Source organism: Devosia sp. Leaf420, assembly GCF_001425445.1.
Taxonomy (GTDB): domain Bacteria; phylum Pseudomonadota; class Alphaproteobacteria; order Rhizobiales; family Devosiaceae; genus Devosia.
Genome location: NZ_LMQU01000011.1, coordinates 21,375 through 46,669 on the forward strand (window position 1 = coordinate 21,375; position 25,295 = coordinate 46,669).

The 25,295-nt window shown below is 60.3% G+C and carries 25 protein-coding genes; 12 read left to right on the forward strand and 13 right to left on the reverse strand.

The window, feature by feature from the left end; genetic code table 11:
- Nucleotides 1-20: 20 nt before the first annotated feature.
- The 3 genes from ASG47_RS20860 to ASG47_RS11090 are packed head-to-tail and all read left to right on the forward strand — an operon-like array spanning nt 21 to nt 2,838.
- Nucleotides 21-1,160 (forward strand): hypothetical protein, encoded by a 1,140-nt coding sequence (locus tag ASG47_RS20860; RefSeq protein ID WP_162243249.1) that lies wholly within the window; start codon nt 21-23, stop codon nt 1,158-1,160.
- The gene (locus tag ASG47_RS11085; RefSeq protein WP_061908979.1) at nt 1,157-2,242 is read left to right on the forward strand and encodes a glycosyltransferase; all 1,086 of its coding nucleotides are present in this window, start codon (nt 1,157-1,159) and stop codon (nt 2,240-2,242) included. Before ASG47_RS20860 ends, ASG47_RS11085 begins: the two co-directional genes overlap by 4 nt.
- Nucleotides 2,239-2,838 carry a putative colanic acid biosynthesis acetyltransferase gene (locus tag ASG47_RS11090; RefSeq protein ID WP_082511696.1) on the forward strand — a complete coding sequence of 200 codons (600 nt, stop codon included), beginning with the start codon at nt 2,239-2,241 and terminating at the stop codon, nt 2,836-2,838. Before ASG47_RS11085 ends, ASG47_RS11090 begins: the two co-directional genes overlap by 4 nt.
- On the opposite strand, the gene ASG47_RS11095 is transcribed toward ASG47_RS11090, so the two are convergent.
- Both ASG47_RS11095 and ASG47_RS11100 read right to left on the reverse strand, forming a co-directional pair.
- On the reverse strand, nt 2,771-4,687 hold the full coding sequence (locus ASG47_RS11095) for a hypothetical protein (protein ID WP_061908981.1): 1,917 nt from the start codon (nt 4,685-4,687) through the stop codon (nt 2,771-2,773). The genes ASG47_RS11090 and ASG47_RS11095 overlap by 68 nt on opposite strands.
- Complete coding sequence (locus tag ASG47_RS11100; RefSeq protein WP_061908983.1) at nt 4,687-4,947, reverse strand: spike base protein, RCAP_Rcc01079 family; 261 nt, start codon at nt 4,945-4,947, stop codon at nt 4,687-4,689. The genes ASG47_RS11095 and ASG47_RS11100 overlap by 1 nt, the downstream gene beginning before the upstream one ends.
- A 150-nt stretch (nt 4,948-5,097) precedes the next feature.
- Between ASG47_RS11100 and ASG47_RS11105 the strand changes: the two genes are divergently transcribed.
- Nucleotides 5,098-6,114 carry an NAD-dependent epimerase/dehydratase family protein gene (locus ASG47_RS11105; protein WP_061908985.1) on the forward strand — a complete coding sequence of 339 codons (1,017 nt, stop codon included), beginning with the start codon at nt 5,098-5,100 and terminating at the stop codon, nt 6,112-6,114.
- Here the strand turns inward: ASG47_RS11105 and ASG47_RS11110 are convergent.
- A complete protein-coding gene (locus tag ASG47_RS11110) occupies nt 6,111-7,799 on the reverse strand; it encodes a tyrosine-protein kinase domain-containing protein (RefSeq protein ID WP_061908987.1) in 1,689 nt (562 codons plus the stop codon). The two genes, ASG47_RS11105 and ASG47_RS11110, sit on opposite strands and share 4 nt — an antisense overlap.
- 155 nt (nt 7,800-7,954) lie before the next feature.
- Here ASG47_RS11110 and ASG47_RS11115 point away from each other — a divergent pair, with 155 nt between their 5' ends.
- Nucleotides 7,955-8,734 (forward strand): metallophosphoesterase family protein, encoded by a 780-nt coding sequence (locus ASG47_RS11115; protein WP_061908990.1) that lies wholly within the window; start codon nt 7,955-7,957, stop codon nt 8,732-8,734.
- Nucleotides 8,735-8,766: 32 nt separating this feature from the next.
- Here the strand turns inward: ASG47_RS11115 and ASG47_RS11120 are convergent, their stop codons facing one another.
- Nucleotides 8,767-10,905 (reverse strand): GumC family protein, encoded by a 2,139-nt coding sequence (locus ASG47_RS11120; RefSeq protein ID WP_061908992.1) that lies wholly within the window; start codon nt 10,903-10,905, stop codon nt 8,767-8,769.
- 130 nt (nt 10,906-11,035) lie between these two features.
- The gene (locus ASG47_RS11125; protein ID WP_162243250.1) at nt 11,036-11,584 is read right to left on the reverse strand and encodes a transglutaminase-like cysteine peptidase; all 549 of its coding nucleotides are present in this window, start codon (nt 11,582-11,584) and stop codon (nt 11,036-11,038) included.
- A gap of 237 nt (nt 11,585-11,821) precedes the next feature.
- Here ASG47_RS11125 and ASG47_RS11130 point away from each other — a divergent pair, with 237 nt between their 5' ends.
- Entirely contained in the window at nt 11,822-12,418 is a 597-nt protein-coding gene (locus tag ASG47_RS11130; RefSeq protein WP_061908996.1) for a hypothetical protein, read from the forward strand.
- A 194-nt stretch (nt 12,419-12,612) separates the two neighbouring features.
- On the opposite strand, the gene ASG47_RS11135 is transcribed toward ASG47_RS11130, so the two are convergent.
- From ASG47_RS11135 to ASG47_RS20280, 3 genes are read right to left on the reverse strand one after another with little or no spacing between them, the layout of a single operon-like run.
- Nucleotides 12,613-13,959, reverse strand: a complete 1,347-nt coding sequence (locus tag ASG47_RS11135; protein WP_061908998.1) for an O-antigen ligase family protein — start codon at nt 13,957-13,959, stop codon at nt 12,613-12,615.
- On the reverse strand, nt 13,956-14,621 hold the full coding sequence (locus ASG47_RS20865) for a hypothetical protein (RefSeq protein ID WP_162243251.1): 666 nt from the start codon (nt 14,619-14,621) through the stop codon (nt 13,956-13,958). The genes ASG47_RS11135 and ASG47_RS20865 overlap by 4 nt, the downstream gene beginning before the upstream one ends.
- Nucleotides 14,622-14,670: 49 nt before the next feature.
- Nucleotides 14,671-15,219 (reverse strand): transglutaminase-like cysteine peptidase, encoded by a 549-nt coding sequence (locus tag ASG47_RS20280; protein WP_162243252.1) that lies wholly within the window; start codon nt 15,217-15,219, stop codon nt 14,671-14,673.
- A 223-nt stretch (nt 15,220-15,442) separates the two neighbouring features.
- On the opposite strand from ASG47_RS20280, the gene ASG47_RS11150 reads away from it, so the two are divergent.
- Nucleotides 15,443-16,252, forward strand: coding sequence for a sugar transferase (locus tag ASG47_RS11150; protein ID WP_244487085.1), 810 nt, complete (start codon nt 15,443-15,445; stop codon nt 16,250-16,252).
- A gap of 9 nt (nt 16,253-16,261) precedes the next feature.
- On the opposite strand, the gene ASG47_RS20670 is transcribed toward ASG47_RS11150, so the two are convergent.
- On the reverse strand, nt 16,262-16,423 hold the full coding sequence (locus ASG47_RS20670; RefSeq protein ID WP_156464075.1) for a hypothetical protein: 162 nt from the start codon (nt 16,421-16,423) through the stop codon (nt 16,262-16,264).
- 182 nt (nt 16,424-16,605) lie between these two features.
- Here ASG47_RS20670 and ASG47_RS11155 point away from each other — a divergent pair, with 182 nt between their 5' ends.
- Together ASG47_RS11155 and ASG47_RS11160 are read left to right on the forward strand one after the other, a co-directional pair.
- A complete protein-coding gene (locus ASG47_RS11155; protein ID WP_162243253.1) occupies nt 16,606-17,673 on the forward strand; it encodes an AbrB family transcriptional regulator in 1,068 nt (355 codons plus the stop codon).
- Between the two features lie 30 nt (nt 17,674-17,703).
- Nucleotides 17,704-18,006: a hypothetical protein gene (locus tag ASG47_RS11160; protein WP_061909004.1), complete on the forward strand. Its 303-nt coding sequence runs from the start codon at nt 17,704-17,706 to the stop codon at nt 18,004-18,006.
- Nucleotides 18,007-18,018: 12 nt separating this feature from the next.
- Here the strand turns inward: ASG47_RS11160 and ASG47_RS11165 are convergent, their stop codons facing one another.
- The 3 genes from ASG47_RS11165 to ASG47_RS11175 are packed head-to-tail and all read right to left on the reverse strand — an operon-like array spanning nt 18,019 to nt 21,211.
- On the reverse strand, nt 18,019-18,825 hold the full coding sequence (locus ASG47_RS11165) for a transglutaminase family protein (protein ID WP_061909006.1): 807 nt from the start codon (nt 18,823-18,825) through the stop codon (nt 18,019-18,021).
- Nucleotides 18,826-18,834: 9 nt separating this feature from the next.
- The gene (locus tag ASG47_RS11170) at nt 18,835-19,785 is read right to left on the reverse strand and encodes an alpha-E domain-containing protein (protein WP_244487086.1); all 951 of its coding nucleotides are present in this window, start codon (nt 19,783-19,785) and stop codon (nt 18,835-18,837) included.
- Nucleotides 19,786-19,789: 4 nt separating this feature from the next.
- On the reverse strand, nt 19,790-21,211 hold the full coding sequence (locus ASG47_RS11175) for a circularly permuted type 2 ATP-grasp protein (protein WP_061909008.1): 1,422 nt from the start codon (nt 21,209-21,211) through the stop codon (nt 19,790-19,792).
- 225 nt (nt 21,212-21,436) lie between these two features.
- On the opposite strand from ASG47_RS11175, the gene ASG47_RS11180 reads away from it, so the two are divergent.
- Nucleotides 21,437-22,366: a 2-hydroxyacid dehydrogenase gene (locus tag ASG47_RS11180; RefSeq protein ID WP_061909010.1), complete on the forward strand. Its 930-nt coding sequence runs from the start codon at nt 21,437-21,439 to the stop codon at nt 22,364-22,366.
- Nucleotides 22,366-22,677 carry a putative quinol monooxygenase gene (locus ASG47_RS11185; RefSeq protein WP_061909012.1) on the forward strand — a complete coding sequence of 104 codons (312 nt, stop codon included), beginning with the start codon at nt 22,366-22,368 and terminating at the stop codon, nt 22,675-22,677. The genes ASG47_RS11180 and ASG47_RS11185 overlap by 1 nt, the downstream gene beginning before the upstream one ends.
- A 4-nt stretch (nt 22,678-22,681) precedes the next feature.
- On the opposite strand, the gene ASG47_RS11190 is transcribed toward ASG47_RS11185, so the two are convergent.
- Nucleotides 22,682-23,140 carry a GNAT family N-acetyltransferase gene (locus ASG47_RS11190; protein ID WP_061909014.1) on the reverse strand — a complete coding sequence of 153 codons (459 nt, stop codon included), beginning with the start codon at nt 23,138-23,140 and terminating at the stop codon, nt 22,682-22,684.
- Between the two features lie 414 nt (nt 23,141-23,554).
- On the opposite strand from ASG47_RS11190, the gene ASG47_RS11195 reads away from it, so the two are divergent.
- Nucleotides 23,555-25,213 carry an alpha-glucosidase family protein gene (locus ASG47_RS11195; RefSeq protein ID WP_061909016.1) on the forward strand — a complete coding sequence of 553 codons (1,659 nt, stop codon included), beginning with the start codon at nt 23,555-23,557 and terminating at the stop codon, nt 25,211-25,213.
- Nucleotides 25,214-25,295 lie beyond the last annotated feature (82 nt).

The following is a 25,295-nucleotide window of genomic DNA, read 5'->3' on the forward strand; positions in this document are numbered from 1 at the left end:
CGCGTCCAAAGGAGCCTGCGATGAGAGGGGCGTGGCAAGTGTTTGGGCTGGGCATCGCCGCCGCCCCGGCCCTCAGTCTCTTCGCAGCCCAGACCCTGTTGATTGCTGAGGGCAAAACCGAAACAGTGCTCGGGCTCGCGCAGTTTAGCGGGCTTCTAGGTCTCTTGTTCTTCGTCTTCGATGGCCAATCGGGCCTTGCCCCGGCCGTGATGCGGCTCCGGCACAACAATGCAACCATCCGCACAGCCTATCGCTTCTATCGGCTGGCTCTTTTGTTGGCCTTTCTTGCGGCGCTGCCGATCGTCTTTGTATTCCTGCCGGAACTGCAGTTTCTGTTCGTCGCCATTCTCATCTGCCTGCTGCTGCGTCTGCGGCCGCTCGACCACGACCTCGACCGACGGAATTGGCAACATTGGGGCATGTTGGCCCAAAATGGTTGGATGATCACGCTTGCAGCGGTTGTGCTGGTGCGTGGCGAAATCGATCCGACGGTAGCTGGGCTTTCCGCACTTTTCGGCACGGCGCTCTATGCCCTGGTGCATCGGCGAACAAAAGGTGCGCCTCTCGAGAAATCAAAACGGTTCGCCGACATACGCCCGGCGCTGATGGACCTTCTCGCACTGATGGTCGCGCAGGGATTAGGACAGATTTATGGGCGCGCGGTGCTCTTCGCGCTTGGTGCACTGTTCTCTGGACCCGTCGCGGCGCTCGCCATTTATGCCAAGCAGGTCTTCAACGCCGCGGGGATTCTGTTGCTCTACCTGCGCAGGTTGGAACTCAAAACCGCGGGACCAAACATGCGGCTAAGCCTTTTTGGTCAAGCCGGGATTGCACTGATCGGCAGCGTCGCGACGGTACTTGCTGCATGGCAGCTCGATGTCGCCGCGCCGCTTATCCTCGCTTTGCTCGGTTGGCAGGTTATCGAGAAACTTTCGGCGACGGGCGTCTACGCACTGCAATTATCCGGTCGCCACGAAATAGCGTTCCGGAGCCTCGGCACGGTGATGGTCCTCGGGGCATTGGGTTTGGCGCTGGCGGCAGCATCCAACGCAGTCATTGGCTTTGTTGCCTTCGAAACGCTCGGCTATGGCGCGGCGCTTCTGTTCTGGGCAGCATCCCGACAGTCCACACGCTTACTTGGGGAGGTGAGAGCATCATGAAAATTCTGCATTTCTCGACGCGCCTCGGGCGCTCCGCCGGTGGGCTTTATCATTCCGTTTCCGGCCTTGCTGCCGCCATGGCGGATCTTGGAGCCGATGTTACGGTGATGGGTGGTCGCGAGGCGCAGTTCGAGGAGGAGCGTAGCGTCTGGGGCCGGTTGCCGCTTGTGACTTTTCCGCTTGGTCGGGCGCGATATGGATTTGCGCCCGCCGTTGTGTCGGAAATCGCGCGGCTCAAGCCCCACATCCTTCACGTCCATGGGCTCTGGTCGGCGAGCACGATCTACGGTCGGCTCGCGCCCAAGGAAACGCAGGTGGTGATATCGCCACGTGGCATGCTCGACCCCTGGATCCTCAAACGCCGGCCCTGGATCAAACGGCCTCATGCCGCGCTCTGGGAGCGGCCCAGCTTAGGCCGCGCGCATGTTCATGCGCTGACAGACCATGAAGCGACCGCTGCTGCCGGCTTTATGCCCAGCCTCCGAGAGCGGACATTCATCCTCCCGAACGGCATCGACGCCACATCGCCCAAGGGTGGGAAAGAGCGCAGCGGCGCGCTCTATCTGGGACGGCTCCACGAAAAAAAGCAGGTCCTAAAACTGATCGACGCCTGGGATCGGCATGCCAAAAAACTTCCGCTCACGATCGCGGGCTGGGGCACGCCGGACGAGGAAAGGCTGGTGGCTGCGGCCTGCGCGAAAACGAAGAAGGTCGGCTTTGTCGGTGGCCTCTATGGCGAGTGGAAAAGCGAGGCGCTGAGTTCCGCGCGGTTCTTCATTCTGCCCTCGCTCAGCGAAGGCCTCCCGATGGCGGCGCTAGAAGCCGCAGCCCACGGCGCCATTCCAGTGCTGACCGAAGCCTGCCACCTGCCGGACCTCGTCGCGGAAGGGCGAGGCCTCAAAATGAATGAGGATTTCAGCAATTTTCATGCGCTGGTGCGGCAGATGGAAACTATGAGTGCGGACGAGGCACAGCAACGCGAAGCAAGTGCGAAAGCGGCCACGCAGAAATTTCAGTGGCCCAATATCGCCCGGTCGATGCTCGACCAATATGTGCGGGTACTCGCGGGATCATCGTCATGACCGGGCTCGCGAAGGTTTCCTATCCCCTGCACCATCGGTTGTTCCGTTTGCTCTGGCTGGTCAGTTGGACGCTGCTTGCAGCATGGACGCCCACCCCGCTCCATCGCTGGCGGTGTCTCGTCTTGCGGCTCTTCGGGGCTCGCGTCGGTCGCGATGTGCGGATCCATGGCAGTGCCAAAATCTGGTACCCACCCAATCTGGTGATTGAGGACGAGGCGGTCGTCGGCTGGAATACGGTGCTCTATTGCCAGGCGCCTATCCGCATTGGTCACCGGGCAATCGTCTCGCAGCATGTGCATTTGATTGCGGCGACCCACGATGTCGACTGTCCGGATTTTTCGATCATCGCCCGGCCGATCGAGATCGATGCCGACGCCTGGATTGCTGCCCGGGCCACGGTGGGCCCGGGCGTGACCATTGGTCAGGGCGCGGTTCTCGGCGCAGCATCCGTCGCCTTTTCGGACCTCGAAAGCTGGACCATCTATGCAGGAAATCCGGCGCAACCGCTTCGCCGCCGCGCCGGAGCAATCACCAACCCATGGCCTGATGCGCCCCATGAAAGGCCGCAGCGACACGCGCATAACCTCCATCGTTGAGATGGAGATGGTCTGAGCGCAGGGAACGCGGAACATAGCCCGCCGCCACATCGGCGCTGTCTTCCGGCGAGCCATTGGCCCCGGCGACGAGGGCCGCCAGAAGATTGACGAACCGCACGCCATAAAGGCTCGCCAGTTGCCCGTTGAGACTGGCCTGTGCCGTTAAAGCCGGCGCACTATCCGCGGCGCTCGGCAGAATACCGCCGACAAGATAGCGATTGTGGCCGAGAGACTTGACCGCCGCATCGATATCCTGGGCGACCGTACGGCCCGATTGTGCGCCATTCCGACCAAGCCAAAGCCAGGCTTCAAAGGGTTTGAGATAAAGACCCCAGGCGCAAGTGAAGCGAGACGACGCGGGCGCAGCAACGGCCATGCCGGCTTGGCTGCGCGTGAATGTCCAATTGCCACTGGCGTCCGTGGTCATCACCCCATCGACACCGGCAAGCCAGCCCCGCTGCGCGCCGGTATAGGCGCCCGAATTGTAGAGCACGTTGACGGATTTGTCGGTCACGGCGACTGGCCCCGATGCCGGGATGGCGCCACCCGCAACGGTAACGAGGATCGGCACAGCATTCATTCGGGCGGCGATCTGCGTCGAGGTTTGCCCGCCCTGCCCCTGCCGATGAACGATCCGGGGCGGACTGAACAGTGTCTGGGCGATGGCAGGATAGGTCGCTGCGCCCGTGCTGCCACCGGTCGCGCCGGCACCCGCCGTCAGGCTATCGCCCCAAGCCGCAATGCCTTCGCCCGACGAGAAAGCGGCGAAGGCCTCCTCGTTCAAGGCATAGGGATAGAGCCTGATGCGGCTGATGCTGCCCGTCCAAAGGCCAGTGACCGCCGAACGGCCGCGCCCAAGCCGGATTGCGGCAAGCCCCGGAAACGTCCCGGCGAGGGCCTTTTGCGCCGGTTGCCCGATAAAGGCAGCGCGATATTCGCCATCGCGCGCCGAGAAGGCCACGGCGAAAGACGAACCGGCCGGGACGGCGCCAAGATCGATATTGGCCTGTTCGACCTGGCTCCCCGTGCCGCCAAAGGAGACGATGAGCCGCAAATGGAGGCTCGCATCCCAGATGATGCGGATGAAATTGCGCTCGAACCAGTTGGCGTTGAATTCGGCATTGTCATCTGCCTGAAGGACAATGCCTCCCGTGCCGCCGCTGGCTGGTGTCGTGGCTCCGATGATGCCGCAGAGATTGCCCGGCCGGAAGCCGGCATAGGGCAAGGCCTCCTTGAGCGAGAGATCATCGGCAAAATAGGTGCCGGTGGCTGGATTGACCTGATGGCGTACCGCTATCGATGCGGTCCCCACGCTGAATCCGCCACAATAAAGCGCAGCCGCTTCGGGGACCGTGTTGGTGAGATTGGCGGTTTGCGCATAATTGGCGGTGCCGCCGCCGCCCGCGCCAAAGCCAAGAGTGACGCTCGACGCCGTGCCGCGCCAGACCGATCCGGTCAGGCGATAGGCCCGGCCCGATGAATTGATCAGCCCGGCAATGGTGCGAAAGGCACCCGAGCCGCTGCCACCGGCACCCGTAACGCGGAGGGCGCCAGAGGCGATAGCGACAGACCCGCCAACACCGGTCCAGTCAGTCGCGGTCCCGGCCGAGAAATTGCCATCAGCCAACAGTTCCTGCGCATCAGGGGCAACATTGGGCCCCAGAAACAGATGCCCCGTCGGCGCGACCGTGCCGCCTGCGGCGAGGCGGAACTGCGCCGGATCGGAAAAGGAACGACCGGCAAAACCATATTGCCCCACGACGAAATCAGCATCGAGCCAGGGGCCAGACGCCGCTCGGGCGCCAGACCGCGACTTGAGGGCGAGGCCAAGCCCATTGGTCCCAACCATCAGTAAAGCCCGACAAGAAAGCTGGCGGTGCTGGCAGCAAGGACGCGACGCACGCGCACCGGCAGAATAGCGCCGGCCGGGAGACCTTCGAAGAAGACTGACCCGCCCGAGAGCATTTCGACGGCGAGCGTGCCGGCTGCACCGACATAGACCGCGCGCGTCGGTTGATCGAAAATCGTGGCATCGCTCGGCGTGATGGCGAAGGCGCCGGTTGCCGGCGCGGCGAGGTCTAGGCTGTGTGAGGAGAAAATATCGGCCATGATCGGCTCCGCTGAAAGGAATGCGACAGTCTAGGACTGGCGCGGATCAGCGGGAGCAAAGTGCCTATCGAAGCGGGCGGCGGGGCACTGAGCTAACGGGCTCTTCAGGCTTTTCGCCTAAGGCTCGGAAAGATAAAGCGGCGGGGATAAATGAAGATCTTCATCACCGGCACGGCCGGCTTCATCGGATTTCATCTGGCAAAGCGACTCCTGGCCGACGGTCACACCGTCTTCGGCCTCGACGGCATGACGCAGTATTATGATGTGACGCTCAAGGCGGCGCGCCTCGCCATCCTGCAAAAGTCCAACAGCTTCTCGTTCGTCGAAGCCATGCTCGAAGACTATGCCGCGCTCGAAACGGCGATCACGGATTTCAGACCCGATATCGTCGTCCATCTCGCCGCGCAAGCCGGTGTGCGCTACAGCCTCGAAGCGCCCGAAACCTATGTCAGCGCCAATATAACCGGCACGTTCAATCTCCTCGAAGTGCTGCGCAAGACCGGCGTCGGCCACCTGATGTTTGCCTCGACCTCGTCGATTTATGGCGGCAATGAAACGGTGCCGTTCGCCGAAACCGATCGGGCCGATTTTCCGATGTCGTTCTATGCGGCGACCAAAAAAGCCGGCGAGGCGATGACGCATTCCTATGCGCATCTGTTCGGCCTTCCGACCACCTGCTTCCGGTTCTTCACCGTCTATGGCCCTTGGGGCCGTCCGGATATGGCGCTGTTCAAATTCGTCTCGGCCATTTCGCGCGACGAGGCGATCGACGTCTATGGCCAGGGAAAGATGCTGCGCGACTATACCTATATCGATGATCTCGTCGAAGCGATCACCCGGCTGATGGTCGTCACGCCGCAGAAGGGCGAGGCGGTGGACGTGATCGATGGTGCGGACTCGGTTTCGCCCGTCGCGCCCTGGCGCTCGGTCAATATCGGTGGCGGGCAGCCGGTTGGGTTGATGTCCTTTATCGAGACGATCGAAACAGTCTTGGGCAAGACGGCACGGAAGACCATGTTGCCGGTGCAACCGGGGGACGTCGAACACACCCACGCGGCGCCCGCGCTTCTGGCGGCGCTGACGGGCTATAAGCCCGAGACGACGCTGGATATCGGGGTCAAGGCATTCGTTGATTGGTATGCGGATTACTACGGGCCGATCGCTTAGCGCGACGCATAGCTCAACTGGGTAAGGGACAGCGACCATTTGAGCGTCTGCGGCTGCATTGACAATACCGGGTGCACGGGAATGTGCCGTCCGCCCTGGCTGGCCCTGATCGAAATCAGCATATCTTCCAACGCTCGGCGCTCCGCCCTGCCCCAGCCCGCGACAAGTACAACAGCATCGGCATGGCGGAGGATGTGCGAGCTATCCGCCGGCCAGCGGAACGAAGGCATGTCGATCACCGTCACATCGAAGCTCGACCGCGCGCTTTGGAGGAGTTTTTCCAAAGTCCCGGTGCCAAAGATCGCCTCGGCCGGCAATGTGCTTGGTCCGCTATTGATCAGCACGCTGAGCGCCGACAGCGGATCACGCTGCACGAGGGACGGCACATCGGCGAGGCCGAGCACTCCGGACAACACCGCCTCGAACCCGCGCGAGGATGGCACATCGAGATGTTGCCGCAGGGCGGCCGAGCGCACATCGGCATCGAGGAGCAGCACGTTTTGCCCCGCTGCAACAAACGCCCGCGCCACGCCGAGCGCGGTCGTCGTCTTACCCTCTCCCTCACCCGCCGACATCACGGCAATCACGCGGCTTGGCTGCCTGTCGAGCGAACGGGTCAGATGCATCTGCAGGCTGCGCATGGCCTCAGAAAATGGTGAGAGTGGCGCGGTCACCACTTGATCGGCATGGCTCGTACCGTCGGAGCGACGGGTCCGTAGCCGGGGCATGGCGATGGCCAGCGGCGCGCCAACAAGTGTGGCCAGTTCTGTCGTCGAGCGAACGCCGCTCGCCCAGCCATCGGCGGTGAAACCAATACCGATCGCAATAACGGCGGCGAACAGAGCCGCGATGAGGCTAGTATTCCGCACATCGGGAAAACTCGCCTCGACGGGGATTGATGCCGGTGCGGCGAGACGCGCATCGGGCAATTGCAGAGCGGCCTGCATCGTCAGTTCCAGCGCACGATGCTGGAGCGCGTCGCGCTGACTGCGCAGAGTTGCAAGTTGCGGCGCAAGGTCCGGGTCTGCCTCAGCTTCGATCAGCCGCGCTTCTGCCGTCGATAATTGCACATCGACGAGCCCCTTTGCCCGATCGAGCCTCTCCGCCTTGGCTTCCCACTGCACCTCCATGTGCGCCTGCGCCATCGCATTGGCCAGACGGGCGGCAAAAGACGGCGAGGCAGAACGGGCAGAAATCGCGATGACCGGCGTCAGGCCGCGGCGATTGACCGTGACCGCCGACCGCGCCAGCTTGAGAACCTGAGCTTCCAGACGATCCACTGACGGACCTTCCGCGCGAGCATTGCCAAAAAACGCCAGGACCTTGGTGCGAAAATCGAGCGAGGACGAGAAGGCACTGGGGTCGACAGGCGCCACCAGCGCGAGAGCCCGCGTCAACACGGGCTCGGATCGCATCAGTTCGACAGCACCATCGACCAGAGCTGTATTGGGCCCGGTTGCTGGTCCGAGGCCACCCGGCTCGAGCAAATCCGAGGGGGCTGGCTCGATGACGACGAGGGCAGTCGCGGTAAAACTGGGGCGCAGGGCGAGCGCGGCGACTACGGGAACTGTGAAGAGTACAAGAAAGCAAAGCGCCACAATGCGAAATTGCCGATGCAGCACACCGATGAGATTTTCGACATTGTTGCGAAAAGTAAACAGAATATCCCCCTGCCACCCTCGCAATAGAACGGCATTTATTCGGATTTGACAATATAGCGCCGATCAAAACATTGGCGGCCGGATGGTCCGAATATCCCGTTCAAAATCACTCAAAAGGTGCTAGCGAAGGCGTTAGGCGCGCCGATACGGTCGTGCGACACACTCGGACCCAAAGGGCCATGTTCAACATTTTTGGCAAGCGCCCCCCAGCCGAAACGGCGCCGCGCATTCACCTCGAGACCCAGCCCGCCGTAATCTACGCGATCGGGGACATTCACGGCTGTCTTGATAAACTCAAGGCGCTTGAGGCGTTCATTGCAGAAGATGCAGCGTCGATAGACGGCGAGAAGCTGATCATCACGCTCGGCGACTATATCGATCGCGGCCCTGCCTCAGCCCAGACGCTCAACCATCTGATCCGCCGCGCGCCCGAAGGCTTCAAACGGATCTGCCTCCAGGGCAATCATGAGGTCATGTTTCAAAAGGCCGTCGAACAACCCAAGTCCATGGGCGATTGGCTTGAGTGGGGCGGCCGCGAAACCCTGACATCCTACGGGATCGATGGCGATGCGTTCCGCTCCATGAGCGTCAGGACGCGTGGCCAGGTGATGCAGAGTTTCATCCCGGTAGATCACCTCGACTTCCTCAAGAGCCGGCCGATCATGGTGACAGCGGGTGCCTTTACTTTCGTCCATGCCGGCATAAGGCCGAAAGTAGCACTGGAGCAGCAGCGGGACGAAGATCTGATATGGATCCGTGAACCCTTCCTCAGCCAGCCGCACGGCCTGCCGGCGACAGTTGTACACGGACATACGCCGATGGACGCTCCTTCCGTTGCCGAGGGCCGGATTGGCATCGACACCGGCGCCTATGCCGGCGGCCCACTGACGGCGGTTAAGATTCTGAAGTCCGGCGCGGTCAGCTTCATGTCGACGACCGCGCCAAAACCCGCGACATAAAGAAAAGGCCGGGACAAGCCCGGCCTTTTGCATCAATCCGCGTAATAGGACGAATATTTGTAATTGTAGGACCGGGCATTTCCCGGCTCTTGGGTCATCGCCAGAACCAGCGGCGTATCTTCCACCTTGGACCGATCGATCGTCTTGAGCGCGTTCAATACTTCGCGCTGCGTCGTGCTGGCATAGCGCGTTAGGAAGAGGATCACGTCGGCAAACTGCATGAGATAGACGCCGTCGACGACGACGCCAGCAGGCGGGGTATCGATGACGACGATATCGAAGGCCTGCGTCGCTGCCTCGATGAGTTGCACGAAAGTCTTGCTGGTCAGCAGGTGTTCCGTCGGCAGATTGCTCTGGTTTGCGCTGAGCACCACCGAAATGCCGGACTGCGGATCGCGATTGATGATCGACTTGCTCTCTTCGGGCGAGATTTCGCCCGCGAGATATTCATGCAGCCCCGATGTCGATTCCACATTGAGCTGCTTGTGGAGCGATGGCTTGCGCAGATCGGCATCGATGATCAGGACCCGCTGGCCGGCTACACCATAGGTGCGCGCAAGAGCGAGTGCCGTCGTCGTCTTGCCCTCCACCGGCAGCGAGGACGTCACGAGGATGACCTTGCCCCGGCGCTGTCGGCCATCGGCGCGCGGCGCCGCGAGCAATTGATCAAGGCGCAGGCGCACGCGGCGCAAGCTTTCCGAATAATGCGACAGCGGCGAGGTCACGACGAGATCGGCGGCGCTGGCAATATGGCCATCATCACGCTTATTGGGGCGCTGCAGCGGAATGCCGGTGATGACTTCACGGCGAGTGACTGTCTCAAGCTGATCCGTCGATGTGAAACCACCGACAAAATTGTCGACGACGAAGGCTAGACCGACGCCCAGACCCACCGCGGCGAGACCGGCAAGAACGAGGATCAGGCGCGAATTAGGGAAGGAGGGCGCATTGGGGGGCGTTGCCTGCGCCACGACGCGGCTATCCGCCACCTGCAGGTCGGCCTGGGCCCGCAGGTCGTTAACACGCGCGACGAGACGTTCGTAATTGGTCCGCGCCAGGGTCGAGTTCTGCTGTAGTTCATAAATGCTGGTGAGCACATCTGGCGGCAGATCGCTGCCGAGGAACCGCTGTCGCACCTGATCGCGAAGACCCGAGGCTTCATCCTGGAAGGTCGAAACCTGCTGTTGCAGCCCCTGGATTTCCTGCTGCGCCGTCGTCTGCAGACGCTGTTCGACCTGGGCGAGGCTGCCGCGCAAATCGACTGCATCGGTGGAATTGGGCTCGAGCGAATTGATGCGGTTCAAAAGCTCCGTGCGCTGCTGTTCAAGACCGGCGACGGCTTCGGACTGTAGCGAGCTGGCAAGCTGCTCGTAGTTGAGCTGCTGGAGGCTTTGGTTCGCCGTATCGACGATGCTGCCAAGCCGCTGGCGTTCACTGGTCGCCTGGGCAAGCTGCTGGCGGAGCGCCTCGATATTGCTGCTGTCGCCGGCCGAAAGACGGGCGACGTTGTCTTCGACGAACGTATCGAAGGCGCCTTCGCTCTGCGCAAGCCGTGAGGTCGCTTCGGAAATGCGCGGCTCAAGCACGTCGAGAGAATTGAGCACCGACTGCGTCTTCGATTGAATCTGCAGCGCGATATAGGCATCGGCTGTCGCATTGGCGATACGCGCCGCCGTTGCCGGAGACGCCGCTTCCGCATTGATCGATATGAGATAGGTAAGGCCCCGGCGCTGCACCGAAATCGCACCGCGGAGACGCTCGACAAGGTTATTGAGCGCTTCTTCGCCTGTCGGCAGCGTCGGCTCGGCAAGGCGAAGGAACGCCATCAGCTCCTGCCGCAGCCCGAGCTTGGGCATGAATTCAGGATCGTTGAGCAGATTGGCGTCCTGGATCACGCGCAAAAGCGTCGGGATCGACCGGACGATTTCAACTTCACTATCGACCCGGGCATTGTCTGCAGCGCTCGAGCCGGAGGCAAGCGCTTCAGGATCCAAGAGATCCTTGCGCGCCGTATCGACATAAACAAGCGTCGTTGCAGTATATTCAGGCTTGAGCGAGTAAACCACGCCGCCGGTGATCACGAGGACCGTAACGACCACTAGAACGATCAGCCTTATATGGCGCCGCAGCACCCCCAAGATCGCCCTGAGATCAATTTCCTGTTCGTCCATGGAGCACCCGCCGATTTTCGTGGATGTGTTATCTCTATGAAGTCAGCGCCGCGCAACCACTTTTCGGCCATATGAATAACGTCACAGCGCCCAAGTCATGGGCGCCATGCAGGTTTATGATGACTTGTGATCAACCCCAGCGGCGCGGGTCTGCACCGGACATGCCGACCACTCGATAGCCTGTCTCCCGGAACAGCCGGATTTCGCCAGTCAAATTGTCGAGCGTCAGATCGCCATTGTGGGTTTTGACGACCAGCACCGCATGGCCCTGACCATCCCGCGTTTTGACATAGGCAACACGCAAGGCGCTTGGCGATACGCCAGCCCGGATGAGCTCATGGCGCTTGCTGACAACGTAGCTCTTGCAATCCCCCACACTTGGATTGACGCGCCAGACCTGTGCGAAAGGACTGTCGAGACGGGGACGGATGGCGCGGTTGACGCGCGCATTGACGCGGGTGAGGAGACGCATCACATCGTCATCGAGCGCAATTTTCTCCGTGCCTCCAGGCTGGCATTCGCGCGGATTAATGACGCAGAACACCTGGAAACTCTCTGGACCACGAGCGCTAACACGCTCCTGTATAACGATATTTGTCTGCCTGTTCGCAAAAGCTGTTTCAGCTGTGCCAAATAAGGCGACGGCGCTGACCGCGGCTGCAAAAACCATATTCTTCATATTGCCCATCCTTGGACTGATCCGATGGATGCAACTTGAACGAACCGATTTGCTGTCCTCTGTTGGAAGCACTTCAAATTTTATGAAAATTACTTGGACATAGAATTGCCAGCTTTACCGGAATTAACTACACAGCCAGTTATGCATGGCGCGCAAAGCGTCTTCACTCGCCGGACACTTGACAGTCAGGACGTCCGTCGTGTTTGCTAAATAAAGAATTAACACGAGGGTCATCCCATGATGCGAAATCTTGTACGGGTTTTGCTTGTCTCCACTGCTCTGGTCGCCGCTCCGGTCACCTCGGCATTTGCTATCTCGGCTGCCGTTCAGACTCAAATCGACGCGCTGCCAAATGCGGCTGCGGTCAACGCTGCTATCGCAGCACTTGAAGCTGCCGCTCTGAGCACTGCTCCTGACGCTGCTGCAGCCGCTGCTGTTGCTGCCCAGAACCTTGCAGCCGCACTCGGTCCGAACGCTGCACTTCTGAGCACTATCGTTGTCGATGTTGCTGCTGACGTTGCTGCCGCAGGCGGCACCCCTGCCAGCATTCAGCGTATTACCACGGCGGCAGCCGCTGCTGGCATCTCGGTGGATACCGCTGCGGTTGTTGCTGCGGCCCAGGCCAACGGCATGACGTTTACGCAGGCTGATCTCACCGCAATTGGTGCCGTTGGTCCTGCAGGCGGCGCGCCGGCTGGCGGCGCACCGGCCCCAGCAGCCGGAACAGCAACGCCCGATTCCAGCGGCGGCTCCGAGCAGACGTCACCTCCTCCGGCCGGTGGTGGTACGACCACTCCTGGTGGTGGCACTGGCACTCCAGTAAGCCCGACCTGATTAGGCCCAAAGTAATAAAAAGGCCCCGCAGTGCGGGGCCTTTTTATTTCGACTTGGAGTTATGGTGCGGATAAGTGCCCTGTCTATGGGAAGTTCAGCGAGCAAAGAGGGCTGCGGCATATGATATTCGCATTGAAGTAAGTTTTGCGACAAGACTGCAGCCACAACGCTCCGCCCAACAATTGATGCCCTTGCTAAATTTGGCCCGGCACTCGCGATCTGACCGTTGCCGCTAGCCCTAAGGCGACGATCGCAACAAACAAAAAAGTATTGGCCTGGATTTCGAGACTGAAATCGACCAGCGAGTGTACCGCACAAGTAAGCATCGCCCCTATGGCAGCAAGTCTAGCCGGATTAAGCGTTGTGCCTAAGAGCTGCGACCACAAGATCCTGCCAAAGAGAATGGCACTTGCGATGATCAGCAAAGAGCCCGCGGGAATGCCGAGTTCGGAGAAGAGCGCGAGATAAGTATTGTGTGCCTTGTCCCAAAAGCCAACGAGGTTGAGTGGCGGGCCAAAGAACGCCGGAAAAAAGAGCGAGAATGCACCCCCACCATATCCCGTCCATGGCCGCGTCATGATGACATCCCATACTTGAACATAGAGATTCATGCGCCCTTCGCTGGAACCCTCGATGTCAAGCCCGCGCTCAATTACGCCCTGTCCGAAGGTCCAAACGATCAAAAGGGACGCCGCAACAGCAATCGCTACGACTGCCGGAATAAGCAACTTCCAGTGACGGTTCTGCTTGAGAACCAGCAGCAAGACGACGAAAGCTCCTAGTAACCCGGCGAACAGCCCCATCCTTGACTGGGTCGCAAGCAGGGCCACCATAATGACGAATAGTCCAGCAACGTGAAAGAAAAGCCGGAAAATCTTGTCCATCACTGTCTCATTCCGGGCCCTCTTGGCACTGATGATGCCTGGCAGCAGCGAAATTCCTACACTGAGCCCAATTGCAAGGAAGGTCGCGAACGAGTTTCGGTTAATAAAGGTCCCGGTTGCGACACCCATATAAGCAATTTTGGGTAAGCCTAGAATTGTATCACCGAACTGGGTCAACTGGATCAACGAAAACCCGGCATGGGCAACAATGCCCCAAAATAGAATCTTGATCATCAAGACGGAGCGGTTTTCTTTTGCGCCAGCTTGAAGGGCCAGCACGAAGAAAAGCCCGTACGTCGCTATTCTGATCAACATGAGCCATGTCGCGCCTGGCGCCGTACTGATTGTCTCCGAGGTAATTGTTCCTCCAGACAAGGCTATGGAGAACGGAGACAGGATAGCCCCGAAGGGCACAACCTGCACGACCAGCCACAGAAGCAAAAGGGCCCATAGGCCTACCGACCAGCCGATCTTGCTCAGCGGTATGCGCAAGCCCTCGCCATTCCGCGCAGCGGCAACGAAATAAACAAATGCCGCCGCGGCGACGACTAGCCCCCAGATCGCCCAAAAGAACGGCCGATTGCTGCCAAAGGGTATTGGCGACAAAACCACGACGAGGACCACCAGCGACCCTGCAAAATTATTGAGTCTGGTCATGAGCCTGTGCCCTGAGAAGAAACTGCACGGACAAAGGCACGTTGCAGGTTGGGCGGCGCCTTTTCGAGATTGGCCGTGATGTCTTCTCGAAAATCTGGATTGCCTGCATAACGTTGCGCCAGCCATTCACGCCCAGGTCCGGAATGGGCGAGCACGACGATATCCGCTCCAAGCTGGCTCTGCAGCTCGGGCGGTAGCGTGCTCCAGAACGGATAAGCAAGTGCTAGCCGCAGCGAGGCCATCGCCCACTGGTTTGCCGTGGTCAATTGTGATTGCGCCAGGGAGTGCTGGAAGTCCGCGCTTGCCCCGTCAAATGCTTGCGTTACAGCAAGCCCGAACCAAGCGTATGAAAAGAGCGGCGCATCGCGCAACAATCCTCCAGCCAAAGACTGGCAACTGACGCGGACCTTTGCGGTCTCATCATTTAGCGCAGTGCCGACAAGTGGGAGGAGCGTTGCGACGCAGTCGTCTAGTATAAGACGCTGCGCTTGAAGCGACAGACCTGGATCAGGAGCGCCGGTGGCGAGAAAATCCAGTTTTTCCCGGGCGTTGTCACCACCAGCAAAGTAGGGAACAATTTCTCTGTATGCTGCGGTGGCAGAGCCTGCAAAAAGTGCCACCGCGACGATTAACGAAAGCCAAAGCCCCCACGCACGTGTCATAGACCCGTCTATCCCCCTCGAATCACCGACACTTATATCAGATTTGCAATTAACCCCAGCGGCGCGGATCGGAACCGGACATGCCGACCAGGCGGTAGCCCGTTTGACGGAAAAGCCTGATTTCGCCTGTGAGATTATCAAGCGTTAAATCACCATTGTGAGTTTTGACGACCAACACGGCGTGGCTTTGTCCATCGCGTGTCTTAACGTAAGCGATGCGTAGTGCGCTCGGCGAAAGGCCGGCACGGATCAACTCGTGGCGCTTGCTGACCACATAGCTTTTGCAATCGCCAACGCTGGGATTGACGCGCCACACCTGGGCGAGAGGACTGTCGAGGCGGGGGCGAATAGCGCGATTGACGCGCGAATTGACACGGGTGAGCAGACGCATCACATCGTCATCAAGCGCGATCTTGGCATCGCCGCCGGGCTGACACTCACGTGGATTGATTGCACAAAATACCTGGAAACTCTCCGGCCCGCGAGAACTCACACGCTCCTGCACCACAATTTGGGTCGGGCGATTGGCAAAGGCCATATCGACTGAACCGAACATAGCTACCGCGCTGACGATAGCTGCAAATACGACCTTCTTCATTTTGCCCATCCTTGGACTGATCCGATGGGAACAATTTGCAGGTTCGCTTTTGCTGCCTTCTCTCAAAATCACTTCAAATTTTACGAAAATTGCCATAATCAAGCGGCAAGTATCGCGCCGCGTTAATCTTGATGGCAGCCATGTCTTGAACGCACGAGACATTCCGTGCGATCTCTGTGATAGTTAGTAAAGAGTTAAGTAGCGTATAACGCTGGGGGCTAAGATGGACGGGACAGCCAACTTGGTAGATCGCGAAGCAATGGCCTTGCGCGACGACATCTCTTCAAGTGTCGTGACGCAACGCGAGAGTGCAGTTGAGTTGAATTGGAGCCCGTCGGTTCCGCGTGAACTGACGCGTACGCAAAATGGGCTTCCGGTGCAGTGGGTCGATAGCGCTCCCGCAGCGCCTGCATCGAGCTTTTCGCGCAGCGTTTCGCTCATTGTTAAGCGCTTGGTGGACATTGCGGGTGCTGGCGCAGGTCTTCTGTTCCTGGCCCCCCTTCTGATCATCGTGGCGCTGCTGATCAAGAATACCGACAAGGGTCCGGTCTTTTTCCGTCAGTCCCGCGTCGGTCTTGATGGCCGCGTTTTTCAGATCATGAAGTTCCGCTCCATGTATGCGGATCGGTGCGATGTCTCGGGAATCTCGCAGACGGTTGCGGACGACAAGCGCGTTACCCCAATTGGCGCCCTGATCCGAAAGACCAGCATTGACGAGCTGCCGCAGCTGATCAATGTCCTGCGTGGTGACATGTCGCTTGTCGGGCCGCGTCCGCACGTCGCTGGGATGCTCGCTGGCGGCATGGCCTACGAGGACCTGGTCCCTCACTATGGCTTCCGCCACCACGTCCGTCCAGGTCTGACCGGCTGGGCGCAGTGCCAAGGCCTGCGAGGCCCAACGGTTGATCGCTCCAAGGCGCTACAGCGCGTTGGCCACGACTTCGCTTATGTGCAGAATTTCTCGCTCTGGCTTGATGCGAAGATTTTGGTGAAAACCGTAGCGTCCGAGCTGCTGAGTTCAACGGCCCACTAAAAGGACCAGTCAGCCGAGAACACTGGCGACGGCCTGGAAAGCGGTCGTTGCGGCAGCGACAAGGGCGATGACAAGCAGCCAGCTTGCGATGCCGAAGCCAAGGATAATCCAGAGGCGCGGGACATTTGCATGTCCTAAATTACCTTCAATTCCTGCACTGCGCTGCGACATCATATGGTCCTTCCGAAATTGGAAGTTTGGGCTACCACTTCATAAGACGCTTAGAGATTTAACGGTCGCTGTCACCGATCGTTGCAATTGTCTGCAATTTGTATGGACTGGCCGGCGCCCCAGCCGTGACATTCGCGTGCGAAGGGTTTAGGGAGCGCACTCCCTTTCCTGCCGCCATGCTGATGCCCCACCTCACCCTCCGCGGTTTTCTATCCTTTCTTCTGACCCTCGTCCTTGCAGCGGCAGGTGGCGGATTGGCAAGCGCGGTCGGCTTGCCGGCGGGCTGGTTGATGGGTTCGGCGCTCGCCGTCACCATTGCTGCAATGGCGGGATTGCCGGTTCGCCTCCCCGATGGGCTTCGCAATGTCATCTTCATTCTCATCGGCATGTCGATGGGCGCAACGGTTTCGCCGGACAGTCTGTCTCTCCTCGCCAGTTGGCCCATTAGTCTTGCGGCCCTCGCGCTGGAGCTCGCTGTCATCATCGCAACGACGGGCTGGATGCTGACGCGCTTTTTCAAGCTCGATCCAGGAACGGCCTATCTCAGCTCCTTCCCCGGCCATCTGTCTTTCGTGATGGGGATAGCCGCAACAGGCGTCGGCGATGCGCGACAGATCGTGATCATCCAGGTCATCCGCATCCTGATGCTGACCATCGCCGTGCCGATCGGGGCGACGTTTCTGCCGATCGATCATTTCGAGATCAAGCAAGCAACGGCTTTCCTCGGCCCCTTGCAACTAGGCCTGTTGGCGCTGGGCTGCGCTGCCGTGGGCCTAGTGTTCATGCGGCTCAAAGTGCCCGCGGGCATGGTGCTCGGCGCCATGGCGGCAGCCACCGCAGCCAAGCTTGGCGGACTTTATACCGACGCCATTCCTCTGCCTCTCGTCGTTCTCACCTTCGTGCTGACCGGGGCAATGATCGGCTCACGCTTTGTCGGCATCACCCGCAGCGAGTTCCTGGCCGCGGCGAAAGGCGGCGTGATCGCCACCGCCATGACCGTCGGGATCGTGACCCTGGTTGCATTCATCGTGTCCCAGCTTGTCGATATGCCGTTCGGCCAACTTTGGTTGGGGCTATCGCCCGGAGCGATCGAAGGCATGGGCGCCCTTGGCATTGCGCTCGGCTATGATACGGCCTTCATCGCTGCCCACCACGTTATTCGTCTGTTAATGCTGAGCGTCGCCATTCCTGTGGTCGTCGTGTTTATTCGACGCCATGAGCGCGCACTGGCACAGCAGCGCCACAATTGACCGGCATTTCATAGTCCAACGGAGATTACCATGATGCGCCCAATTGCCATTGCCTTCGGCTTTACTGCCCTGATGACCGCAGGGGCCTATGCTGCGCCCTTCTGCATCGATAGCACCCGGGGCATCGAAGTCGCGCAGGGCTTTACGATCGGCGACGATTTCGACGAGGACGATCTCAACAATTTCGACCTCATGCAGCTTCGCCAATTGGGCGTCGATGCTACCCGCGTCGAGCGTTGGAACGGTTGCATCCGCGCCTTTGTGAAAAAGGAAAGCGGCGTCGGCGAAGAGATGCAGTTCTTCCAGCCCGGCAGCTATCAGCGCGTCTACTAATTTTAGCCGGACTTACTCAGCCCTTGAGACGGTGAGCTGTTGCGCCGGTTCAGCCGCGGGAACGGTGCGCAACACGGTTGCCGTTTCCGCGTCCAGTCCCACGGTCAGCCTGACATAGGCGTCCGTGGGGCACATCTGCCGCTGCGGATCAAAACCAATCCACCCCAGACGATCGTCGAAGGCCTCGGCCCAGGCGTGGAGCACTGCCGGCTCGTTCGTCTCGTTGAGGCGATAGCCGGTGACAAAACGCGCTGGAATATCGAGAGCACGCGCAGCGCCGATAAAAAGGTGCGCGTAGTCTGCCGCGGCAGGCAAAGTCTTTTGCTCGGTGGTCTGTGACTGGGACTGCCCGCCATCGGCCTGCATCTGCGTCTGCGCCGGGGTCTCATCCGGAAGGCCGAGCATGTCACCGACGCGCGCCATCAGACTGTGAAGCACGTCGACACGGCTTTCCTTGGTTCCACGAAATTTCGCGACGAGCGCTGGCGGCGCCTTGGTCGCCGTCGTCAGCCGTCGATAGAGCGCTGGCACGGGTTCGCCCGCCGGGCGCCCGATCACGCCATGCGTGTCTCGCGTCGAGACCGTGCCGCGGACATGGATCGTGACCTCGTCTTCGGACCGGGGCTGATTGACGAGATGAGCGACATTGCCAAAGCCATCGACAAAGCGGCCGGCAGTTTCAAAGCCCGCCATATCGATGTCCCAGCGTTCGACGCTCTGTGTTGGTCCGCCGGGTGGCGTCAGCAGCAGGTGAAAAACCGATTGGAACGGCCCCGTGGGCGCGGTGAGGGTCAGCCTATGGTCAATGGCAAGGCGCATGACTTGGCCTCAATAGAAGTTGTAGCTGGCCGAGAGCGTGTCGGTGACACGATTGTTCCGGGCGATGAACTCATCGAGAAATTCGTGGAGGCCATGGGCAAAGATCTTGTCCATGCTTGAATCCTCGACCATCGAGAGGAGATCGTCGATCGCATCCTGGCACGCCTCGCGCCGCCCATAGAGCTTGGCAAGCAAATCGAGGTTCTGCTGCACGAAACGGGCGCAATAGACCAGGGATCTCGGCATTTCCGGCCTGAGGATCAGGAAATCGGCGATGTTATGGGCCTTGTAGCGGTCATGATAGACGTGACCATAGGCGCGATGAGCCGAAGCAGCGCGGAGGATCAGCGTCCATTGCTGGATGTCGATCTCGCCTCCGACCAGGCTCGAACGCGGCAGCAGCACATAATATTTCATATCGAGAATGCGGGCCGTATTGTCGGCGCGCTCGACGAAATTGCCGGCCTGGAGGAAGGCGAAGCCATCATCGCGGAGGATGGTGCCGAGCAGGGCGCCGCGGAATTCGTGGCTGCGCTGGCGCACCCATTGCAAAAGCCCGAGAAGCTTGGCGCCGCGCACGTCACGCGGCTTGATCTGCGAAAATTCGAGCCAGGCGCCGTTCATGCTTTCCCACATGTCTGTCGTCAGCGCCGTGCGCACCGAGCGCGCATTGGTGCGGGCGGCTTGTAGGCACGAATAGACCGATGAAGGATTGGCGGGGTCGAACATCATGAAATGGGCGACGGTGTCGACATCGGCCACCTCGTGCTGCGCGGCAAAGGCCTCGTCCATCTCAGCGGCTTGCAGCATGGACACCAGATGTTCGCTGGCTCCCCCTTCGCGGCGGCTCGTCAGCGACATGCGGTAACCCACTTCGAGGAGGCGGGCCATGTTTTCGGCGCGCTCGACATAGCGCGACATCCAGAAGAGATTTTGGGCGGTGCGTCCAAGCATGGTCATGGCGTCAGTCTTCCAAAACCCAGGTGTCCTTGGTGCCCCCGCCCTGGGAGGAATTGACCACGAGGGACCCTTTCTTGAGCGCCACACGCGTCAGGCCACCGGGCGTGATCCGCACCTCGTCGCCCACGAGCACATAGGGCCGCAAATCGACGTGGCGTGGGGCCACATCGCCGCTGATATGCGTGGGGCAAGTGGAGAGAGCCAGGGTTGGCTGCACGATGTAATTATCCGGCCGCGCGAGGATTTTCTTTTTGAATTCGGCGTGCTGGGCCTTGGTGGAGGTCGGTCCCACCATCATCCCATAGCCGCCCGAGCCGTGGACCTCCTTGACGACGAGATCGCCGATATTGTCGAGCACCCAGGCGCGCTGGTCAGCATCGGTGCAATTATAGGTTGGCACGTTATTGAGCAGCGCCTTTTCCCCGAGATAGAATTCGATGATTTCGGGCACATAGGTATAGACGGCCTTATCGTCGGCGATCCCGGTGCCCGGCGCATTGACCAGCGTCACATTGCCCGCGCGATAGGCGTCGAACACACCCGGCACGCCCAGCATGGAATCGGGCTTGAAGGTCAGCGGATCGAGATAATCGTCGTCGATGCGGCGATAGATGACGTCGACGCGTTCGGGGCCGGTGGTCGTCCGCATATAGACTTTGCCGCCATCGACGAAGATATCGTGCCCTTCGCAGAGCGCCGCCCCCATCTGGTCGGCGAGGAACGAATGCTCGAAATAGGCGGAATTGTAGATGCCGGGCGTAAGGACGGCGATCACCGGATTGCTACCGGCCCCTTCCGGCGCAACGCTCTGCAGCGTCCGGCGCAGGTTTTCGGGATAGTTCTCGACTGGGGCGACCTTGGAGCGCTGGAACAGGTCCGGCGCCAGGAGCATCATGGCTTCGCGGTCTTCGAGCATATAGGAGACGCCCGATGGCGTGCGCAGATTGTCCTCAAGCACGTAGAATTCGTCGACACCGACGCGAACGATATCGACGCCGATAATGTGGGCATAAACCCCGCGCGCGGGCTCCAGCCCCATCATCTGCGGACAGAAAGCTGCGTTGTTGAGGATCAGCTTTTCCGGGATGCGCCCGGCCTTTAAAATCTCCTGGCGGTGATAGACGTCATAGAGAAAGGCATTGAGCGCCTTGACGCGCTGCTCGATGCCCTTGCTGAGCTTGCGCCATTCATTGGCGGCGATGATGCGCGGGATGACATCGAAAGGAATGACCTTCTCGGTCCCCTCCTCGGAGCCATAGACGGCAAAGGTGATGCCGAGCTTGCGGAAGATCGCTTCCGCATCCGTCTGCATCAGCGCCAAGCCCCTGTCGGGCTGTTCGGCGAGCCATTCGCTGAGGGCTCGATAAGGTTCGCGGACGGTGCCGTCCGGATTGTACATTTCGTCGAACGGCGTCGTTTCGCCCATTATACTTCGCAAGTTTGATACGGCGTTCCCATCGCGCCAACCATTGCTACACGATTGTCGCCTGCCGTCCAGACAGTCATCTGGTGCACATGCCGCTTTTTAATGCAGGACTGGCTTGCGCAAATGGAGGGCAAGATGCTCTGATGCGCGCGGCTGATTTATCGCCCACCTGCCTTGCCTCTCGCGGCTGAGCCGCTAGTCTCATATGACGAGAGGATATTTTTCATGACCATCGAGATTCTGCAGACCGGCCCATTGCTTGCCTCTTGCGAGAAGGCGCTGGCCGAGCGCTACACCGTCCACAAGCTTCATGAGGTGTCCGACAAGGACGCCTGGCTCAAGGAAAACGGCGCCCGCATTCGTGCCCATGCCGGGTCCGGCGTGCAGAAACCGCTGATGGAGCAATTGCCCAATCTCGAAATCATCGCCAGCTTCGGCGTCGGTTATGACAACATCGACACCGCCACCGCCAAGGCCAAGAATATCCGCGTCACCAATACGCCCGACGTGCTCAACGACGCCGTCGCCGAATTGACCATTGGCCTCATGATCTCGCTGGCGCGCCGCATTCCGCACAGCGACCAGTTCGTTCGCCAGGGCAAATGGCCCTCCGGCAGCTTCGGCCTTTTTTCCGAACTGACCGGGAAGACCGTCGGCATTCTCGGCCTCGGCCGCATCGGCAAGGAAATCGCCAACCGCGCCCAGGCCATGAAGATGCGCGTCGTCTATTATGGCCGCAAGCAGCAGCCCGGCGTGCCGCACATCTATTATGACAATCTCGAAGACATGGCCCGCGACAGCGATTGGCTCGTGGTCATCGCCCCCGGCGGCAAAAGCACCGATGGCATCGTCTCGCGAAAGGTCCTCGAAGCGCTCGGGCCGAAAGGCATGCTGGTCAATGTCGCCCGCGGCACGCTGATCGATGAGCCGGCCATGGTCGAACTGCTGCAAAATGGCGGCCTCGGCGGCGCGGCGCTCGATGTCTTCGTCGATGAGCCAAAGGTGCCCGAGGCCCTGCTTGGTCTCGAAAACGTCGTGCTCTCGCCCCATCAGGGCAGCGCCACAAACCAAACCCGCGACGCCATGGGCGCGCTTCTCGTCGCCAATCTCGAACGGCACTTTGCCGGCGAACCACTGATTTCGGCAGTCGTCTGATGGCAGACGAAAGGATGGTGCGCGTCGCCGAGATCGAGGTCGATCCCGCGCAGCTCGATGCTTATCTCGCGTTTCTGACCGAGGAAATCGCCGCCTCGGTCGAGCGCGAGCCGGGCGTGCTCATGCTCCATGCGGTCGCGGACAAAACCGCGCCGCACAGCATCCGCATCCTCGAAGTCTATGCTTCGCGCGCGGCCTATGAAGCCCATATCGAGACGCCGCATTTCCGCAAATACAAGGAGGGCACGGCCGACATGGTCACAGCGCTACGCCTCGTCGATATGGACCCGATCATTCTCGCCGCGCGGTAATCCGTTAGAGAACGGCGACATAAATCCCATGCAGCTTGCCGCCGACCTCGACATTCTCGGCGAGCCGCCACCCGGCCCGCTCGAACAGTTGCCGCGCTTCCGCCGTCAGCGCATGCAGCCGCGAAAAACCGAGCCGCTTGGCCTCGACCTTGGCGCGGTCCAGCAAAGCCAATCCGACGCCATACCGCCGCAAGGCCGGCTCGACGAGGAGGCCCCCGAGCCAGGGCGAGCGTTCGGTCAACCCGCCAGACATGACAGTCAGCGCACATGTGCCGGCCAATTGCCCGTCCGCAAAGGCGACGATCCCCAGGGGAAGGCGATTGCGCTCCAGCCGCTCGGTCAGATCCGCCCGCGCCGAAGCGCCGCGCGGATTGTACCAATCAGACCATTCGCTCTCATAGAGATCGACAAGCGGGCTCATCGTCTCCGCATGGTCGATCAGCAATCCGGTGGTGATGATCATGGGTCCGACCTCTGGTTTATTCACTTTATCCCCGCGTCCTCGAACGGCTTTATGCTCTTGCCACCCAACCTCGCACGGACGGTCTGCAGACGACAGTAGCGAGGGGGCCTTGGCACTGGATCGTCTCCAGCGCCCGTTCGGGATTGGCCGCCTTGCGACGAGCGATCAAAAAGGCGCTGTGACTCCTGTCCGAAAAAGGGCATCCCGGAGCGGTTTCCGCTTCACCTCTTAAGAAAATCTCAGAAGCGAATGCCGCTCCGGGATCCGTCCATCGCAAAACCGGAAGCCTTGGCGCTATCCGGCAAAAAAGCATGCCCCAATTGCACCATCCTGCCACAGACGGCCATTAACAGCGTCACGCGAACCCGCTAGCCTTCGGGTGATTTGGCCTCGGGCCGACATGGAGCTTTGACAATGACGGAATGGTGGCGCGGCGGAGTGATCTATCAGGTCTATCCGCGTTCGTTTCAGGACAGCAATGGCGACGGCATCGGCGACTTGCCCGGCATCATCGACCGGCTCGACCATATCGCCAGCCTGGGCGTCGATTGCATCTGGCTCTCGCCGATCAATTCCTCGCCCCAGGCCGATATGGGCTATGACGTCTCGGACTATATGCAGGTCGATCCCCTGTTCGGCTCCTTGCAGGATTTCGACGTCCTGATTGATCGCGCCCATGCCCTTGGCATCAAGGTCATCATGGACCAGGTCGTCAGCCACACTTCGGACCAGCACCCGTGGTTCCGCGAATCCTGCTTCTCAAGGGATAATGCGCGCGCCGACTGGTATGTCTGGGCCGATGCCAATCCCGATGGGACCCCGCCCAACAACTGGCTCTCGGTCTTCGGTGGCTCGGCCTGGGAATGGCATACGGCGCGCAAGCAATATTACCTGCACAACTTCCTCACCTCCCAGCCAGACCTCAACTACCACAATCCCAAGGTTCAAGACGCCGTGCTCGACGTCATGCGCTTCTGGCTCGATCGCGGCCTCGATGGCTTCCGTCTCGACACGGTCAATTACTATTTCCACGATGCGCAATTGCGCTCGAACCCGCCGCTCAAATCGCTCAATGGCAAGCCGGCGGTAAACCCCTATGACATGCAGAGCCACCAATATTCCAAGAGCCAGCCGGAAAACGTCGCCTGGCTCAAGCGCGTGCGCGATCTGCTTAATGACTATCCCAATGCGACCACGGTCGGCGAGGTGGGCGACGACGAGCGCGGTCTCGAATTGATGCGCCAATATACGTCCGGCAGCGACCTGCTGCACATGTGCTATTCCTTCGATTTCCTCGGTGTGAAATTCAGCGCCGCCCATTTCCGCTCGAAGATCGAGGCCTTCTTTGCCGATAACAGCACCGGCTGGCCCTGCTGGAGCTTTTCCAACCACGACGTCATTCGCCACATGACCCGCTGGGCGCCACATAGCGTCTCGCCGGCTGACCTGTCGCGCCAGGCGGTGGCGCTGATCATGACACTCAAGGGCTCGGTCGGCCTCTATCAGGGCGAAGAGCTTGGCCTCCAGGAAGCCGACATTCTCTATGAGGAGCTGACCGATCCACGCGGCATCCGCTTCTGGCCCGAGGACAAGGGCCGCGATGGTTGCCGCACGCCGATGCCCTGGCAGCACGCCATGAACCATGCCGGCTTCACGACCGGCACACCCTGGCTGCCCGTCAAACACGCCGCCGCAGCGCTCAGTGTCGAAACACAGAATGCCGATCCCAATTCGACGCTGCAATTTTATCGCGAGATCATTGCCTGGCGCAAAGGCCAGCCGGCGCTCCTCACCGGCTCGATCGAGTTTTTCGAGACCGACGAACCCGTCCTTGCCTATCGCCGCTCGGCCGGCAACAAGGACATCATCTGCGTGTTCAATCTCTCGGCCGAAGAGCGGGTCATCACCATGGCTGGTACAGCGGTTGAGCTCGAGGCGGTGAGCCACAATGCGGTGTTCGATGGTAAGGCCCTGACGCTGGGGCCGAATGGCTATGCGCTGGTCGAGGCGCCCGCGGGTGAGGGCAAGGTAAGTTATCGGGCCGCAAACCCGGTAGAGGTCACCCCCTCCTAACCTCCCCCATCAAGGGGGAGGTATCGCATCCAGTGCCTGGCACGGTCTAAGCCAAACTCACCAGCGCAGCACCTCCCCCTCG